The sequence below is a fragment of the Pontibacillus chungwhensis BH030062 genome, assembly GCF_000770675.1.
In the GTDB taxonomy this organism is placed as follows: domain Bacteria; phylum Bacillota; class Bacilli; order Bacillales; family BH030062; genus Pontibacillus; species Pontibacillus chungwhensis.
The window spans coordinates 85,629-103,231 of sequence record NZ_AVBG01000002.1; the positions used below are offsets into that span (position 1 = coordinate 85,629).

The following is a 17,603-nucleotide window of genomic DNA, read 5'->3' on the forward strand; positions in this document are numbered from 1 at the left end:
TTCAGTAAAGCCTAAATTTTAATAGGCTTATTTTGCACAATATTTCCAAGTTCATGCACGATTTATTTATTCCAATCGTTCTTGAACTTTTCAATACCTTGATCAGTTAATGGATGTTTTACTAACTGATTAATGACTTTCAATGGAATGGTGGCAATATGCGCCCCATGTAAAGCGGCTTCTGTTACGTGCATTGGATGACGCACAGAGGCAGCGATAATTTCTGAATCAATGCTGTGACGGTCGAAAATCTCGGCGATTTGCGCGATTAAGTCCATGCCGTTTTGACCAATATCATCCAGGCGACCTAAGAATGGTGATACGTATGTGGCACCCGCACGCGCAGCTAGAAGCGCTTGATTGGCATTAAAGATCAGCGTGACGTTTGTTTTGACGCCCTTTTCTGATAATTTTTTAACAGCTTTTAACCCTTCAAGCGTCATGGGAACCTTAATGGTAATATTCTTTGCGATCTTTACTAATTCCTCTGCCTCACGCAACATTCCTTCTGCATCTTCAGCCATCACTTCTGCGCTAACAGAACCTTCTACTTCGTCTGTGATCTCTTTTAAACGGTCATGAAACGAAACGTTTTTCTCTTTGGCAACTAGTGAAGGATTTGTTGTAACTCCTGCTAAGATTCCTAATGCGTTTGCCTCACGGATTTCTTCAATGTTTGCTGTATCAATAAAAAATTTCATGTCGATTTCCTCCCCTAATGATGTGTGCATTGTTTTTTCTCCCTGTCCACGCGCCATTTCGTGAACGGGATCTTTCTTTTAGCTCAAATGAACTAGTACTTTCGATCAATAAAACGTTTTCATTGTATATAAAAGGAAACCGCCGATTTACACGGCGGTTACTCTTTTGTTTACTATGCCTTCTGAGAAGAACCGAATTCGCGCATTTTGCCGATTACAGTTGCTTTAATCGCATCGCGACCAGGGCCCATGTATTTACGAGGGTCGTAAAGGTCTGGCTTTTCAGCAAGAACTTCGCGAATCGCTTTACCTTGGGATACTTGGTTCTCAGTGTTTACGTTAATTTTTGCAGTACCGAAGGAGATTGCTTTTTTGATGTCATCAGTTGGGATTCCAGTACCACCGTGAAGAACTAGAGGCTTGTCTACAAGACCCATGATTTCTTCCATACGGTCGAAGCCTAGGTTTGGTTCGCCTTTGTAAGGGCCGTGAACAGAACCTAGTGCTGGAGCGAATACGTCAACGTTTGTTTCATCAACAAGTTGTTTACACTCAGATGGAATTGCATAAGCTGCTTCAGCATCGTCAACGATGATGTCATCTTCTTGACCACCAACACGGCCAAGTTCTGCTTCAACAGATACTCCGTGGATGTGAGCTAATTCTACAACTTTTTTCGTAACAGCGATGTTTTCTTCTAGTGGATCATGAGAAGCATCGATCATTACGGATGTGAAACCAGCGTGGATCGCTTCCGCACACTTTTCGAAGCTAGAACCGTGGTCTAAGTGAATCGCAACTGGAACGGTTGTACCGTAAGATTCCATAAGTGCTTCTACCATTGATACAACAACTTTGAAGCCACCCATGTAACGTGCTGCGCCTTCAGATACACCTAAGATTACTGGAGATTTCTCTTCTTCAGCAGCCTGAAGAATCGCTTGAGCGTACTCCAAGTTGTTTAGGTTAAATTGGCCAACACCATAACGGTTTTCTTTAGCCGTTTCTAACATTTCTTTCATTGATACTAGCGGCATGGACTAGTCCTCCTTTATATACTTTCACAGAATCTCAACGTATAGTGTATACACTGACATACGTTCCGATTCTCTGATATAGGAATTTAACACCTTTTCCATGTATAGCATACCAAGTCCGTACCACTGGTGCAACAACACAATCAATCGTTAGCGCTTACATATAAAAATTTCCTTGCAACACTGTTTTATTGCAAAATATTCAAAATAATCTCTCTAATCTTTTGTACATCAAAAGGCTTTCCAACAACTGATTTTACAAGAGAATGAGTGTGAGCCCCCTGCAGATCATCCTCTGCTAAACCGCTCATAAGTATAGCTGGAACTTGATAGTCCTCTGACTGTAATTCATTTAGTACTTCAAGACCATCTTTAATCGGTAATTTATAGTCCAGTAACATAAGATCTGGGTGCTGTTCTTTGACGAAATCGACTGCTTCTTGCCCAGTTTTCGCTTCAATTACGTTATATTCTAGTGTTTTAATGACTTCTCTTAATAGCATGCGTATTCCAGGTTGGTCATCAACCACCAATACGGTTTTCGTCATAGTTCCCCTCCATCCGAATCAATCATCCATATTTGTGTTATGTATGGTCTCTACGTTATGTAAATTCGCCTATAAGATGGTTAATTCCTGCTTCTTTTCTAGAAAACCCTTATATTCCCTTATCAGCTATTATTTTACCCGGGGCGAAAAACTCGGTACAATATGACCGAGTTCAAGCAAAAGGAGGGCATGCCGGTGCTTAAGATGTTAGCTACTCAAATTACCGGCCTTTTCAGAGGTATTCATGAAAAGGAAGAATTTCAAATAGAAGATGTCGCACGTTCCCTCTCGCAAGCTATTGTTGGAGATGGAGCCATTTATGTGAAGGGCTTTGGAGAAATGGAAGCCATTGAGTCAGAGGTGCGCTCAGGTCCTGAGCCATTACCGAAGCAATATGTGTACGAACCATCTGTTCAGTTAAGTCACTTAGACCGTGTAATTGTTGCTTCTCGATTCGCAGATGATGAAGCGGCTCTCTCCTTTATTCAAAAGGTTCAAAATGAGGGTGCAGAAGTGATCCTTATTGCAGCAGCGACGAAGGAAGATAACCCAGCCAAGGACCAGGCGGATTTCTTTATCGACACGAAAGCAAACGGACCACTTCTCCCATTTGAAATGGAACGCGTCGGATTTCCGAGCACCATCGCAATGCTGTACGTCCATCACGCCCTCTTCGTCACCGTCAAAGAAATCACTGACGAGTACGACATCGACTAAGAGTGCTTTACCGTAATGAAGGGTGTCTGACACCGTTTAGTGCTCTACCGCAGTGCAGGGTGTCTGGCACCGTTTAGTGCTCTACCGCAGTGCAGGGTGTCTGGCACCGTTTAGCGCTTTACTGCAGTGCAGGGTGTCTGGCACCGTTTAGCGCTCTACCGCAGTGCAGGGTGTCTGACCCCATTTAGTGCTTTACCGCAGTGCAGGGTGTCTGACACCCTCTGTTCTTTTACTGTGTTAAAGCTGGTGCTATTGAAAAAGCCTGCCAGACCCCTGGCAGGCTTTTTTGCTTATTTCTGACAAGCTCCGATGAAGCCGTGGAATAGGCTTTGTGGGTTTGTCGGGCGTGATTTGAATTCTGGGTGGAACTGAGATGCGACGAACCAAGGGTGATCTTGAAGTTCAATGATCTCAACAAGGCGGCCGTCTGGGCTTGTCCCAGAGAATAGGAAGCCTTGGTTTTCCATTTCTTCACGGTATTGATTGTTGAATTCGTAGCGATGACGGTGACGCTCATAAATGACTTCTTCGCCGTATGCTTCTTTTGTACGTGTTCCTGCCGTTAATTTCGCAGGGTATACGCCTAAACGAAGCGTTCCACCCATATCTTCTACGTCCTTTTGTTCAGGAAGAAGGTCAATGATCGGGTGAGCCGTTGTTGGGTCGATTTCAGCAGAGTGTGCACTTGTGTAACCAAGTACGTTACGGGCAAATTCTACTGTTGCTAGTTGCATACCTAAGCAGATGCCAAGGAATGGTACTTTCTTTTCACGAGCGTAGCGGATCGCTTCGATTTTTCCTTCAATGCCGCGGTCACCGAATCCGCCTGGCACTAAAATACCGTCAGCGTGAGAAAGTTTTTCCTCAACGTTTGAAGGTGTAACTTCTTCAGAGTTTACCCAGTCGATTTTAATATCGCTATCAAATGCATATCCTGCGTGTTTTAGTGCTTCAACAACTGAAATATATGCATCTGGCAGTTCCACATACTTACCAACTAGCGCAATTGTCGTTTCTGCTTTTAAGTTCTTCACGCGATCTACAAGTCCGTTCCACTCTGTCATATCCGCTTCGCCGCATTTTAATCCGAAGTGATCACATGTGATTTGGTCAAGACGCTGTTGTTGAAGCATAAGTGGTACATCGTAAAGTGTCTCTGCATCTCCAGCTTCAATAACGGAGTTCTCATTAATATCGCAGAATAGCGCTATTTTGTTTTTCATATCCTGGCTGATTGCGCTCTCTGTACGAAGAACAATCACGTCTGGCTGAATTCCAAGTGAACGCAGTTCTTTTACAGAGTGTTGCGTTGGCTTTGTTTTCATTTCTCCTGCCGCTTTAATGTATGGCACAAGCGTACAGTGTAGGTACATCACGTTTTCTTTGCCGATGTCACTCTTGATCTGGCGAATGGCTTCTAAGAATGGAAGAGACTCAATGTCCCCTACTGTTCCGCCGATCTCTGTAATGACTACGTCTGCATTTGTTTCTTTACCAGCACGGAAAACGCGCTCTTTAATTTCGTTTGTGATGTGAGGAATAACCTGCACCGTTCCTCCTAAGTAATCACCACGACGCTCTTTCTTGATGACAGTAGAATAGATTTTACCTGTTGTAACGTTGCTGTATTGGCTAAGGTTAATATCGATAAAACGCTCATAGTGACCAAGGTCTAAGTCCGTTTCAGCTCCGTCTTCTGTTACGAATACTTCACCGTGCTGATAAGGGCTCATCGTCCCTGGGTCTACGTTAATGTATGGGTCAAACTTTTGAATCGTTACCTTCATTCCACGGTTCTTCAATAAACGACCAAGTGATGCTGCTGTAATCCCTTTACCAAGTGAAGAAACAACCCCACCTGTTACAAAGATATATTTCGTTTCTGCCATTTCGTCATCCCTCTTCCTTTATTTAATCCTTAGGAGGTCTTCGATACTTATATGCTACACATTTCATTATCTTTTTATAAAATAGAAAAGCGCTCCCGTTAAATCTAACGGGAGCGCTTATTAATTCCGATCTCTTTTAGAGAGCCCAAATAAAATAATACTGACTCAGGGTAAGAAAGTCAAGAACGCTTATAAATCTTTGTTCTCTTCTTCTTCCTCTTCCTCATCATCATCTTCTTCATCGTCATCATAGAGATTCTTTTCTTCATCATCATCGTAACTTGGATCCGTATCTTCGTCTTCTGCTAAGTCGTAGTCTCCATCTAAGCCACTATTCTCTTCACCGTCTTCGTCGAGGTCAAGTTCTTCGTCATCAAGGTCAAGATCGTCTTCAATCTCTTCCTCTTCGATGTCTTCCTCTTCTTCAACAGGAGCTGCTGCTTTTTTCTTCTTAGGAGCAGCTTTCTTTTTCTTCTTAACTGGAGCTTGAATCTCTTCTTCTGCTTGTTCTACTGGGTACCAACGTTTTAGTCCCCACATGTTAGAACCAATGGTAAGGAAACGGCCATCTGTATTTAAATCCGTATAGAATTGTGCAATACGGTCCGTTTTCTCTTGTTTTGAAAGTCCTTTAATCTCGCTAATTTTATTAAATAGGTCTTGAAAATCTAGCGCTTGCTTTTCGTCAAGTAGGATCTCATGCGCGATTTCTAGCATAGACATTTCAGCAATTTCGTCGTGGCTATAGTTTTTAAAGCTCACGTACAGCACTCCCTTTATATCAAATATTTACTCATCATAACATAATAGTATAAATTCTACGTTGCTCGCTTTCAACCATATCATACATTATAAACAATTGAATATTGTTTATGCTAGAGTTTCGCTGAGTTTTTTCACAAGAACCCACTCACCCTCTTTAACACACTACAGCACAGCAGGGTGTCAGACACCCTTCACTTCACTACTGCACTACAGCGTGCTTGGCACGCTTTACTTCGCTAATGCGCGATAGCGTGAGAAAGGGGAACCGGATAGGTTCCCCTTTTTGTTACATGTTGCGTCGGTATTGGCCACCGACTTCGTATAGGGCGTTGGTGATTTGGCCGAGACTTGCGACTCTTACGGTATTCATGAGCTCTTCGAAGATGTTGCCACCGCTTGCGGCGACTTCCTTCAATTGCTTCAGTGCTTCTTCTGTAACCCCTTGATGTTTTCCTTGGAATTCCCGCAGAGACGTAATCTGATGCATCTTCTCTTCTTTCGCTGCTCGGGCAAGCTGCATGGAGTTAATGTCATCCTCTGATGATGGATTCGGGTTCAGATACGTATTCACCCCAACAATCGGTAACTCCCCACTATGTTTCTTTCCTTCATAGTAGAGCGATTCTTCTTGAATCTTACCACGCTGATACTGACGCTCCATCGCACCAAGTACTCCGCCACGATCGTTTATCCGTTCAAACTCTTGCATAACCGCTTCTTCGACTAAATCCGTTAGTTCTTCCACAACGAATGATCCTTGCAAGGAATTCTCGTTCTTCGTCAGGCCAAATTCTTTATTAATGATCATCTGAATCGCCATTGCCCGGCGAACCGATTCCTCAGTCGGAGTCGTAATGGCTTCATCATAAGAATTCGTATGAAGCGAGTTACAGTTATCCTGAATAGCGATCAATGCCTGAAGCGTTGTACGGATATCGTTAAAGTCAATCTCTTGCGCGTGCAAGGAGCGACCTGATGTTTGAATATGATATTTCAGCTTCTGACTTCGTTCATTCGCTCCGTATTTATCTCGCATCACAATGGCCCAAATGCGACGGGCCACACGACCAATCACGGTGTATTCCGGATCAAGTCCATTTGAGAAGAAGAAGGATAGATTCGGAGCAAACTTGTTAATATCCATGCCGCGGCTTAAGTAATACTCCACGTACGTAAATCCATTAGCAAGCGTAAAGGCAAGTTGCGTAATTGGATTCGCTCCGGCTTCTGCAATATGGTATCCAGATATAGAAACAGAATAGTAGTTTCGCACTTCGTGATCGATAAAGTACTGCTGAATGTCCCCCATCATACGGAGGGCAAATTCTGTCGAGAAGATGCACGTATTCTGCCCCTGGTCTTCTTTTAAAATATCTGCCTGAACCGTCCCTCGGACTACAGATAGCGTTTCCTCTCTGATTCGCTCACGTTCTTCAACGGATGGCTGTCGACCTTCGCGCTCCTTAAACAGCTCAAGCTGCTGATCGATCGCTGTATTAAAGAACATGGCCAGAATAATCGGAGCAGGTCCGTTAATGGTCATGGACACAGAAGTTGTCGGCTGACATAAATCAAACCCATCATACAGCTTCTTCATATCCTCAAGCGTACAAATGGAAACGCCACTCTCGCCGACCTTGCCGTAAATATCTGGACGCTCATCCGGGTCTTCCCCGTACAGCGTCACCGAGTCAAAAGCTGTGCTTAAACGCTTAGCTGGCTCGCCTTCTGACAAGTAGTGGAAGCGGCGATTTGTGCGCTCTGGTGTGCCTTCTCCAGCAAACTGACGAGTAGGATCCTCCCCTTTTCGCTTAAATGGAAACACTCCGGCTGTAAACGGAAAAGCGCCTGGTACGTTTTCCTTCAGCATCCACAATAGACGATCGCCCCAGTCCTGATAATGAGGGAGCGCGACTTTCGGAATCTTTAGTCCTGACAACGTTTCCGTATTTAAATCCATCGTAATTTCCTTATCTCGGACTTTAAAAGTCATCTTATCCTGAGCATAGCGTTCCTTCGTCTCATCCCAATTTTCTAGCATCTTCTTGAAATCTGGTTCGAGCTTTTTCTCATAGAAGTCTGCCATTTCATCCACTTGTTCTCTTAAGTCTTCATTCTCTAAGACACTTACGGCACCTTTTAGCTGATACCACTTCCTGGCCACTTCACTTTGTTTATGAGCCTCTTCATGGTACCCCCTAACAGATTGCACAATATCGCGTAAGTATTGGCGTCGTTCTGGTGGGATAATCAGATTTTGCTTCTCCACATCTGTTACCCTTTCAAAAGATGTGCTTTCCTGCCAATGATGCGTTTCATTCAGCTTATCAACCACCGCAGCAAATAGTGTGTTCGTGCCTGGGTCATTAAACTGACTCGCAATCGTTCCATATACAGGAAATGCTGATGGGTCCTGGTGGAACAAACCGTGACTTCGCTCATATTGCTTACGGACTTGCCTTAACGCATCAGCGGATCCTTTTTGTTCAAATTTATTAATAACAATAAAATCAGCAAAATCAATCATATCGATTTTCTCAAGCTGAGACGGCGCACCGAACTCCGCTGTCATGACGTACATAGAGAGATCCGTCACATCCGTAATCGCCGCATCGCCCTGACCAATACCGCTTGTTTCAACAATAATTAAGTCAAAACCAGCCACTTTTACCACATCAATCGCTTCTTTAATGGATTTCGACAGTTCACTTCTAGAGTCACGGGTTGCCAGGGAACGCATATAAACTCTGTCTGAGAAGATCGCATTCATACGTATGCGGTCCCCTAACAGCGCCCCGCCCGTCTTTTTCTTAGTTGGGTCAACGGATAGAATCGCTACCTTTTTATCGGGAATCTCATTTAAGAAACGACGAATCAGCTCATCCGTCAGAGAACTCTTCCCCGCTCCTCCTGTTCCTGTAATTCCAAGAATCGGCGCCTGTGAAGGTTTCTCAGCCAATAATTGCTCAACAGCTGAAGCCACTTCCTCATTTTCGTGATCGGTGTTCTCCACATACGTAATAAAACGAGCAATGGCCTGAGGACTTCCATTTTTTAAACTCGCAAGTCCCTCGTCTAATTCAAGCGGTGTAACAAAGTCACATTCTTCTAGCATTCTGTTAATCATGCCTTGAAGGCCGTATTGACGCCCATCTTCCGGTGAAAAAATCCTCGAAACACCGTATTCATGGAGTTCTTTAATCTCACGCGGGATAATAACCCCGCCCCCGCCTCCGTAAACGCGGATATGACCGGCACCTTTTTCCTGAAGTAAATCCACCATATATTTAAAATACTCAACGTGACCACCCTGGTATGATGAGATGGCAATCCCTTGTGCATCTTCATGAATGGCCGCATTTACCACTTCTTCTACTGAACGGTTATGCCCGAGGTGAATCACCTCAGCCCCGCTTGCCTGAAGAATCCGGCGCATAATATTAATGGACGCGTCGTGACCATCGAACAAACTAGAAGCCGTTACAAAACGAACGGCGTTCTTAGGCTGATAGATTTGTGCTTGTTCCATTTCGTTTCCCTCCTACTTAGATAGGCTCTGACAGTGATAATCCTTGAAATAAAAAATGCATCTGTCGCTCTGTGTATGATTGCAGGGTAAATTCCTTCTGGAGCACCCAGCGCCTGAATCCCCACATCTGTCCCTGAACGAAGATGTTATTGGCCAAAAGCTTGCGGTCTTTCTCATGAATCGGTTCCGGAAGGCAGTTCTCAATCACACATTCAATCATATGGAGCATGTCACGCTCCTTTTCGAGGACGTAATCTTGTGCATCCTTCGGAAGAGACTTTACTTCCTGATACATCACAACAACCTCATCCTGCATGTCATCCATGAGTTGAAAATAAGATCGGATCGCGCGCTCAAGACTGTCCATCCCCGTTTCATTCATATCAATGACAGCTTCCATTCGTTCTTTAACATGTTCATAGATGAAGTCACAGACGAGGAACAATACATCTTCCTTCGTTCGGATGTATTCATAAAGCGTTCCGATGCTGAAGCCGGACGCTTTTGCCAGTTCTCGTGTTGTTGTCTTATGAAAGCCTTTCTCTTTAAATAAGGCAACGGCACCTTTGATCATCTGATCTCGCCGCTTCTTAATCAATCGTTCATCTTTAATTGATGATGGCACCTTTTTCGTCACGAACTCCCCATCCTTCCCCGCTGCTTCTTCCATTCTTCAAGCCAGGCACTTGCCTGTTCATACGGATCAAGATTGTCTTCTTTTAATTGTTCCTGCTTTGCCTCATCCGCTTCCACGAACGCCTGAACGTCTTTCCAAAGTTCCTCTCGCATCAGGTCATAGACCTCAAGCTCAAGCTGGTCCTTCCGCTTTTTCCTGCCCGCTTCAGTTTCGTCTAAATAGGTACGATGCTGAACGAACTCTTGCCAAAGAGCGTCAATCCCCTTGTTCTCCGTAGAAATCGTCTCAATAATCGGATTCACCCATTCGGTTTGTCCTGAAATCATCAACAGTTCTTCAAGCTGCACCTTCAGCTTGCGGACACCAGGAAGGTCGGCTTTATTCAACACGAATAGATCCGCTATTTCCATAATGCCTGCTTTAAAAATCTGCAAAACGTCTCCGCTATTCGGTGTCAGTACAACAGCCGTTGTATCGACCACTTTCATAATATCGAGTTCCGACTGGCCCACTCCTACCGTTTCAACGAGGACGACATCGAATCCGTAAGCGTCACAAATCCGAATAGAATCCTTGGTTGCTCTTGATAAGCCACCAAGACTACCGCGCGTTGCCATACTCCGAATAAAGATCCCTGGGTCTGTGAAGTGCTGTTGCATGCGGATTCGGTCTCCAAGGAGTGCCCCTCCACTAAACGGACTTGTTGGGTCAACAGCAATCACCGCTACCGTTAACCCAAGCTCCCGTAAATGCGCAAGCAGTCGATTAACGAGCGAGCTCTTCCCCGCACCAGGTGAGCCTGTAATGCCAATATAATGAGCTTGTTTCTTTATCGAAAATACATCACTAAGGAGGGTCAATTTGTCAGGATGATTGTTTTCTACTAACGTAATCGCCCTCGCCATCGCCCTAATATCCCCTGCCTGAATGCGTTCAGCTAGCTCGTGCATCGAACCTTCCTTTCTATTCTTTCGTCAACATCCGTCCAATAACGAGACGCTGAATCTCGTTCGTGCCTTCATAGATTTGTGTGATCTTCGCGTCACGCATGTAGCGCTCGACCGGATAATCTTTCGTATACCCATAGCCTCCGTAAACTTGCACCGCTTCAACGGTTATGCGCATGGCCGCATCCCCTGCAAATAGTTTCGACATCGCGGATGCTTTCCCGTAAGGCTTTCCTTCTGACTCAAGCCATGCCGCCTGATAGGTAAGAAGTCTTGCTGCTTCTACTTCTGTTGCCATATCAGCTAGTTTAAAAGAAATCCCCTGGTTTTGAGCAATCGGTTTACCGAACTGTTCTCGTTCCTTCGCGTAACCAACGGATGCATCAAGTGCTCCTTGAGCAATTCCAAGCGCTTGCGCGGCAATCCCATTACGCCCGCCATCAAGCGTTGTCATCGCAATCTTGAACCCTTCCCCTTCATCTCCGAGCATATTTTTCGCCGGAACTTTACACTCTTCAAAAATTAACTCTGTTGTAGGCGAGGAACGAATGCCCAACTTTTTCTCCTTCTTACCGAAAGTGAATCCAGGCGTTCCCTTCTCGACGATAAAAGCACTAATGCCTCTATGTTTCGCGTCTACATCCGTTTTAGCGAACACGATGTACGTGTCAGCGACACCACCGTTTGTAATCCATACCTTGCTTCCGTTTAACACGTAGTGGTCTCCGTCTTTCTTCGCTGTTGTACGCATGGACGCCACATCAGACCCTGCCCCTGGTTCAGAGAGGGCATAGGCGCCAAGCTTCTCTCCTCGCGCTAGTTCGGCTAAGTATGTTTTCTTCTGTTCTTCGTTTCCGTATTTATATAGCGGCCAGCTTGCAAGGGAAATGTGAGCAGAGAGCGTTACCCCTGTTGAAGCACAGACGCGAGAGAGTTCTTCCACAGCAATCACATAGCTGACGTAATCCGATCCGATCCCTCCGTATTCTTCTGACCAAGGAATCCCCGTTAGTCCAAGCTCAGCCATCTTATCGAAAATCTCACGGTCGAAACGTTCTTCTTCATCTCTCTCCGCTGCTGTTGGTTCCACTTCGTTCTTTGCAAAGTCACGTACCATTTTACGAAGCATTTCTTGTTCTTCTGTTAATTGAAAATTCATCCTCGTTCCCCTCCGTTACTTAGCTAGTAAATGTTTGCTAATGACCATACGCTGAATCTCGTTTGTACCTTCGTAAATCTCACATACTTTTGCATCGCGGAATAAGCGCTCTGCGTCGTAATCTTCTGTGTATCCATATCCCCCATGAATCTGTACAGCTTCAATGCTTGCTTCCATTGCTGCACTTGAAGCGTAGCGTTTCGCCATAGAGGCCTCTTTGCCACAAGCAATGCCTTCGGACCTGAGAGATGCGGCATGGTAGGTTAATAGTCTGGAAGCTTCAAGGGACGTTGCCATATCCGCCAATTTAAACGAAACACCTTGTTGCTGTGCGATCGGTTTGCCAAATTGCTCGCGCTCTTTTGCGTAGGCAACAGATTGCTCAACCGCTGCTTCTAAAATGCCAAGAGATTGAGCTGCAATGCCAATTCGCCCGACATCAAGGTTTGCCATGGCAATCTTAAATCCTTCCCCTTCTTCCCCTAAAAGCTGGCCTGCCGCAATACGGCATTGGTCGAAATTAAGCTGCACCGTACCAGATCCGTGCATGCCCATTTTCTTCTCTTTCTTTCCTACTTCAAATCCAGGCGTCCCTCGCTCGACGATGAAAGCCGAAATTCCTTTTGATCCGGCTTCTGGATCAGTTCTTGCGAATACGATAAACGTGTTGGCATCCGTGCCGTTTGTAATAAACACTTTCGAGCCGTTCAGCACGTAGTGATCGCCATCTTTCTTGGCTCGTGTGCGAAGTCCGCCTGCATCAGAACCTGCGCCTGGTTCTGTTAAAGCGAATGCGCCGATGTATTCTCCACTAGCAAGCTTCGGAATATAGGTTTTCTTTTGCTCTTCTGTTCCGAAATAAAGAATTGGATTTGTGCCGACTGATGTGTGCACAGACAATATGACCCCAACAGAACCACTCACGCGAGACAGCTCATGGATCGCAATAATATAAGACGTAAAATCCATTCCGGCACCGCCATACTGCTCTGGGATCGGAACTCCCATCAACCCGAGTTCCCCCATTTTCTCAATGAGCTCTGTCGGGAAACGATCTTCTCGTTCCATTCGCTCCACAGCAGGAGCCACTTCACGTTCGGCAAAGTCACGGACCATTTTGCGCATCATCTCTTGTTCTTCTGTAAATTGCAGGTTCATGATTTAACCTCCTAGCTGTACTGGTAAAATCCTCGTCCGGACTTCTTACCAAGCCATCCTGCCTTCACATACTGACGGAGCAGCGGACATGGTCGGTACTTGCTGTCACCAAATCCTTCATGAAGGACTTCCATAATGTATAAGCACGTATCAAGACCGATAAAGTCAGCAAGCGTAAGCGGCCCCATCGGATGATTCATACCGAGCTTCATCACTTCATCGACTGCCTCAGGTGTTGCCACGCCTTCATAAACTGTATAAATCGCTTCGTTAATCATCGGCATCAACACGCGATTCGAGACAAAGCCCGGAAAGTCATTCACCTCTACAGGCGTTTTGCTTAATTGCTTTGTAATCGTCTCAATTGCTTCATAGGTTTCATCACTTGTTTGCAGGGCTCGAATAATTTCAACAAGCTTCATCACCGGGACAGGATTCATAAAGTGCATCCCAATAACTTGAGATGGCCGCTCCGTCACTGCGGCGATTTCAGTAATCGGTAAAGAAGATGTGTTAGAAGCTAAGATGGCATGAGATGGTGCATGTTTATCTAGTGTTTGAAACACGTTCGTTTTCACGTCCATATTCTCTACTACCGCTTCGATCACAAGGTCACAGTCATAGCTGTCTTCTAGCTTTGTTGTTGTTTGCAGACGCTCTAATGTTGCCGCCTTTTCCCCCTCAGATATCCGTTCTTTCTCAACAGCGCGGGAGAGCCGCTTTTCAATCCCGCTTTTCCCTTTCTGAAGGGCGTCTTCAGAAAGGTCGTTCAACTTCACTTGAAACCCGGCCTGCGCAAAGACCTGGGCAATGCCAGCTCCCATTTGTCCGGCTCCAATGACCATCATTGTTTTCACATTCATGTGTCGTGTCCTCCCCTGTGTTACTGTTTCGGTACTTCAATCATGATGGCATCGCCTTGGCCGCCACCGCTACAAATCGCCGCAATGCCTGTTCCGCCTCCACGACGTTTCAACTCATACATAAGGGTTAAAATAATGCGTGCTCCACTCGCGCCAATCGGGTGACCTAAAGCTACAGCACCACCATTTACGTTCACTTTCTCTTCATCTAGTCCAGCGATCTTCCCACTCGCAAGGGACACAGCAGCAAATGCTTCATTCACTTCAAAAAGATCAATCTCATCAATGGACTTACCTGTTTTCTCCAAAATAGCGTTGATGACGCGTCCCGGTGTTTCTGGGAAGTCTTGCGCTTCAACAGCCACTTCTGCGTGACCCATTACCGTAGCAAGAGGCGTGTATCCGTTCTCTTTGGCATACTCATCTGACATAAGAAGCATGGCCCCTGCACCGTCATTCACACCAGGTGCGTTTCCTGCTGTGATCGTTCCGGTCGGATCAAATACCGGACGTAATTTCGCTAGAGCTTCAACGGAGGTGTCTTTACGAGGCGCTTCATCCTGATCGACAACAACCGGATCGCCTTTACGCTGTGGGACTTCAACTTTAGTAATTTCTTCAGCCAATTTGCCCTCTTCCATTGCTTTAACAGCTCTTTGATGAGAGCGATAAGCCCATTCATCCTGCGCTTCACGACTCACCTCATACTTCGTTGCTGTATTGTTGCCGTAGTTCCCCATATGAACGCCCTCAAATGAACACGTCAAACCGTCATGCACCATCATATCTTTCACTTGCTGGTCGCCCATTCGGAAGCCCCAACGTGCTTTTGGCAGGAAATATGGTGCATTCGACATGCTTTCCATACCTCCGGCCACAATGACCTGTTCATCCCCTAAGCGAATGAGCTGATCTCCAAGCGTTACAGAGCGCATACCAGATGCACATACCTTATTAATGGTTTCAGTCTTTACTTCCCACGGAATGCCAGCGTGACGAGCAGCCTGACGAGAAGGGATCTGCCCTTGCCCACCTTGAAGAACGGTTCCCATAATGACTTCGCCCACGTCTTCTGGTTTAAAATTCGCTCGCTCTAGTGTCGCTTTAATCGCCGTACCACCAAGCTGTGAGGCTGTTAAAGAACTAATCGATCCTCCCAATTTCCCAAAAGGTGTTCTTGCTCCTGCTACAATCACTGTCTTCGCCATACTTTATTCCTCCCTCTTTTTGATAACGCTTTCAAAAATCCCAACAACTTTTCTTCTTTCGACAACGTTTCTCCACCCTGATTGAACGCTCGTTCAACAAACAAGCATAAAAGAACTAATCAGGATTTAAGTTAAAGTGACTCTGACGCTCATTGAACCACTAACCAAGGCTTTCTTTAACAGAATGAGGAGGCGTCCAGTTCAGTGGACGCCACACATTCTTTATAGTCACTCTATTTCGACAATTAAGCCGTTTGTTCCTCTTTTTCTGAACCGAAAATGGAACGAGCTAAGATTTCTGCCACATCTTCTGTTGATACATCTTCTTCTACTTCTTTCGCTTTTGTTCCGTCACTAAGCATCGTTAAGCAGAACGGACAACCACTAGAGATCGTCGTTGGTTCTACTTTCAGCGCCTGCTCTGTTCGCGCTACGTTCACGCGGTTTCCGGTTTTCTCTTCTGACCACATTAAGCCTCCACCAGCTCCGCAACACATTCCGTTTTGGCGATTTCGCTGCATTTCAACGACCTCAACTCCTGGGATTTGCTTCAGGATATCGCGAGGTGGTTCGTACACTTCGTTATAACGGCCAAGGTAACAAGAATCATGATACGTGATCTTTTCTTTTACTTCGTGACTCGGCTGTAAGCGACCATCTTTCACAAGCTCTGCTAATAGCTCTGTATGATGATATACTTCCGCTTCGAAACCAAAGTCCGGATACTCATTCTTGAATACGTTATACGCGTGTGGGTCGATCGTGACGATCTTCTTCACTTCCGCTTTCTCAAATTCTTTAATGTTCTTCTCAGCAAGGTCCTGGAATAAGAACTCGTTTCCTAAACGGCGTGCTGTGTCCCCTGAGTTTCGCTCTTTGTTACCGAGTATGGCGAACTTCACACCCGCTTCATTTAACAAGCGAGCGAATGACATCGCAATCTTCTGTGAACGGTTGTCGTAAGAACCCATTGAACTTACCCAGAACAGATACTCAAATTCTTCTCCGTCTTTTTGAAGTTCCTTAACCGTTGGAATACGAACAGATTCGTTCTCTTTCTTCCAATTCTCACGCTCTTTCTTAGAAAGACCCCAAGGGTTCCCCTGGCGCTCAATGTTCATCATCGCACGCTGAGCATCTTGGTCCATCTTCCCTTCCGTTAGAACAAGGTAACGACGAAGGTCGATAATCTTATCAACGTGTTCATTCATAACCGGGCACTGATCTTCACAGTTACGGCACGTCGTACAAGCCCAGATCTCTTCTTCTGTAATGACGTCCCCGATTAAGCTTGATGTTTCAACATTTTCCAAGCTTGCCGCTGTTTCATTCTGAGAAGCTTTCGCCATTTGAGCCAACTGATTCCCATCTGTGTTCGAGAATGCATAAGTCGGTACCCAAGGTGACTGACCTGTTACGGCAGCTCCTTTTTCTGTTAGGTGATCACGTAGTTTAATGATTAAATCCATAGGGCTCAGCATCTTCCCTGTCCCTGTTGCAGGACAAGCATTTGTACAGCGGCCACACTCTACACAAGCATATAGATCAATCATTTGCAGATAAGTAAAGTCTTCAATCTTGCCCGCCCCAAAGGTAACTTCTTCTTCATCTTCCCCTTCGATGTCGAAGTCGATCTTTTCAAGCTTTCCTGCACGTTTGTCTTTTGCCATAAATACGTTTACAGGTCCTGCGAGTAGGTGAGCGTGCTTCGATTGTGGTACGTAAACAAGGAATGTAAGTAAAATTAATAAGTGAATCCACCAGGAGATAAAGAATATGGCTGCGGCTGCCGTTTCGCCGATCCAGCTAAATAAGAAAGCAATGCCTGAAGCGACTGGCTCTGACCATGTTAGCTCTTCCCCGTGCCAAATAATCTCCATGCCGTTACCAAGTAAAACAGAAACCATTAATGTTCCGATAAAGATTAGAACTAGCCCAGCTTTCAAGCCACGTTTCAGACGAACGAGCTTCTCAATGTAACGACGATAAAACGCCCACACCACCGCTGTAATAATGGTTAAGGTCACAAGTTCCTGGAAGAATGTAAAGCCAGGATAGAGCGGGCCAAGCGGTAAATGACCTTCTTCACTAAGACCTTTGATAATAAAGTCAATAGCACCAAATTGAACTAAAATAAACCCATAAAACATCATGACGTGAATAGCGCCTGATTTCTTATCTTTTAATAACTTCTTCTGTCCGAACACGTAGACCATAATATCCTTCAGACGTTCTTTTAACTGCAGGTCAAAATCCATTTTCTTCCCAAGTTGAATGTAGGCAATGCGCGTTCTAACAACTCGTACAAACAAATACAAACCGTAAGCGGTTACAATTAAAAACATAATCCAATTTAACAACAGTAAATCCATTCACTGCGCCCCCTTTGTTTATATGCGTATCTTCTTCCCCTGACCCCTTTTTAACAACAAAATAAGAAAACAA

General features: G+C 45.2%; 14 protein-coding genes. 1 reads left to right on the forward strand and 13 read right to left on the reverse strand.

Annotated elements, in window-relative coordinates:
* Positions 1-62: 62 nt before the first annotated feature.
* The 3 genes from fsa to N780_RS03300 all read right to left on the reverse strand — a co-directional run bounded on the left by fsa (position 63) and on the right by N780_RS03300 (position 2,286).
* On the reverse strand, positions 63-701 hold the full coding sequence (fsa, locus tag N780_RS03290; protein ID WP_036780705.1) for a fructose-6-phosphate aldolase: 639 nt from the start codon (positions 699-701) through the stop codon (positions 63-65).
* A 173-nt stretch (positions 702-874) separates the two neighbouring features.
* On the reverse strand, positions 875-1,738 hold the full coding sequence (gene fba, locus N780_RS03295) for a class II fructose-1,6-bisphosphate aldolase (protein ID WP_036780048.1): 864 nt from the start codon (positions 1,736-1,738) through the stop codon (positions 875-877).
* Positions 1,739-1,926: 188 nt separating this feature from the next.
* On the reverse strand, positions 1,927-2,286 hold the full coding sequence (locus N780_RS03300) for a response regulator (RefSeq protein ID WP_036780052.1): 360 nt from the start codon (positions 2,284-2,286) through the stop codon (positions 1,927-1,929).
* Positions 2,287-2,490: 204 nt separating this feature from the next.
* On the opposite strand from N780_RS03300, the gene N780_RS03305 reads away from it, so the two are divergent.
* Entirely contained in the window at positions 2,491-3,003 is a 513-nt protein-coding gene (locus tag N780_RS03305) for a DUF2529 family protein (RefSeq protein WP_232299489.1), read from the forward strand.
* Between the two features lie 290 nt (positions 3,004-3,293).
* Here the strand turns inward: N780_RS03305 and pyrG are convergent, their stop codons facing one another.
* The 10 genes from pyrG to N780_RS03355 all read right to left on the reverse strand — a co-directional run bounded on the left by pyrG (position 3,294) and on the right by N780_RS03355 (position 17,530).
* A complete protein-coding gene (gene pyrG, locus N780_RS03310) occupies positions 3,294-4,892 on the reverse strand; it encodes a CTP synthase (RefSeq protein WP_036780059.1) in 1,599 nt (532 codons plus the stop codon).
* Positions 4,893-5,081: 189 nt separating this feature from the next.
* On the reverse strand, positions 5,082-5,654 hold the full coding sequence (rpoE, locus tag N780_RS03315; protein ID WP_036780062.1) for a DNA-directed RNA polymerase subunit delta: 573 nt from the start codon (positions 5,652-5,654) through the stop codon (positions 5,082-5,084).
* A gap of 289 nt (positions 5,655-5,943) precedes the next feature.
* On the reverse strand, positions 5,944-9,186 hold the full coding sequence (icmF, locus tag N780_RS03320; RefSeq protein WP_036780065.1) for a fused isobutyryl-CoA mutase/GTPase IcmF: 3,243 nt from the start codon (positions 9,184-9,186) through the stop codon (positions 5,944-5,946).
* 16 nt (positions 9,187-9,202) lie between these two features.
* Complete coding sequence (locus N780_RS03325) at positions 9,203-9,823, reverse strand: TetR/AcrR family transcriptional regulator (RefSeq protein WP_036780067.1); 621 nt, start codon at positions 9,821-9,823, stop codon at positions 9,203-9,205.
* A complete protein-coding gene (gene meaB, locus N780_RS03330) occupies positions 9,820-10,773 on the reverse strand; it encodes a methylmalonyl Co-A mutase-associated GTPase MeaB (protein WP_036780069.1) in 954 nt (317 codons plus the stop codon). Before meaB ends, N780_RS03325 begins: the two co-directional genes overlap by 4 nt.
* Positions 10,774-10,786: 13 nt before the next feature.
* A complete protein-coding gene (locus tag N780_RS03335; RefSeq protein WP_036780072.1) occupies positions 10,787-11,929 on the reverse strand; it encodes an acyl-CoA dehydrogenase in 1,143 nt (380 codons plus the stop codon).
* Positions 11,930-11,944: 15 nt separating this feature from the next.
* Entirely contained in the window at positions 11,945-13,087 is a 1,143-nt protein-coding gene (locus tag N780_RS03340; RefSeq protein WP_036780075.1) for an acyl-CoA dehydrogenase, read from the reverse strand.
* Between the two features lie 11 nt (positions 13,088-13,098).
* Complete coding sequence (locus N780_RS03345; RefSeq protein ID WP_036780077.1) at positions 13,099-13,950, reverse strand: 3-hydroxybutyryl-CoA dehydrogenase; 852 nt, start codon at positions 13,948-13,950, stop codon at positions 13,099-13,101.
* Between the two features lie 20 nt (positions 13,951-13,970).
* Positions 13,971-15,158, reverse strand: coding sequence for an acetyl-CoA C-acetyltransferase (locus N780_RS03350; RefSeq protein WP_036780080.1), 1,188 nt, complete (start codon positions 15,156-15,158; stop codon positions 13,971-13,973).
* A gap of 245 nt (positions 15,159-15,403) precedes the next feature.
* Positions 15,404-17,530, reverse strand: a complete 2,127-nt coding sequence (locus N780_RS03355) for a (Fe-S)-binding protein (protein WP_036780084.1) — start codon at positions 17,528-17,530, stop codon at positions 15,404-15,406.
* Between the last annotated feature and the right edge of the window lie 73 nt (positions 17,531-17,603).

Bases quoted from the DNA above. Each gene is read 5' to 3' on its own strand.
- fsa (WP_036780705.1), bottom strand. From the start codon at position 701: ATGAAATTTTTTATTGATACAGCAAACATTGAAGAAATCCGTGAGGCA.
- fba (WP_036780048.1), bottom strand. From the start codon at position 1,738: ATGCCGCTAGTATCAATGAAAGAAATGTTAGAAACGGCTAAAGAAAAC.
- N780_RS03300 (WP_036780052.1), bottom strand. From the start codon at position 2,286: ATGACGAAAACCGTATTGGTGGTTGATGACCAACCTGGAATACGCATG.
- N780_RS03305 (WP_232299489.1), top strand. From the start codon at position 2,491: ATGTTAGCTACTCAAATTACCGGCCTTTTCAGAGGTATTCATGAAAAG.
- pyrG (WP_036780059.1), bottom strand. From the start codon at position 4,892: ATGGCAGAAACGAAATATATCTTTGTAACAGGTGGGGTTGTTTCTTCA.
- icmF (WP_036780065.1), bottom strand. From the start codon at position 9,186: ATGGAACAAGCACAAATCTATCAGCCTAAGAACGCCGTTCGTTTTGTA.
- meaB (WP_036780069.1), bottom strand. From the start codon at position 10,773: ATGCACGAGCTAGCTGAACGCATTCAGGCAGGGGATATTAGGGCGATG.
- N780_RS03335 (WP_036780072.1), bottom strand. From the start codon at position 11,929: ATGAATTTTCAATTAACAGAAGAACAAGAAATGCTTCGTAAAATGGTA.
- N780_RS03340 (WP_036780075.1), bottom strand. From the start codon at position 13,087: ATGAACCTGCAATTTACAGAAGAACAAGAGATGATGCGCAAAATGGTC.
- N780_RS03345 (WP_036780077.1), bottom strand. From the start codon at position 13,950: ATGAATGTGAAAACAATGATGGTCATTGGAGCCGGACAAATGGGAGCT.
- N780_RS03350 (WP_036780080.1), bottom strand. From the start codon at position 15,158: ATGGCGAAGACAGTGATTGTAGCAGGAGCAAGAACACCTTTTGGGAAA.
- N780_RS03355 (WP_036780084.1), bottom strand. From the start codon at position 17,530: ATGGATTTACTGTTGTTAAATTGGATTATGTTTTTAATTGTAACCGCT.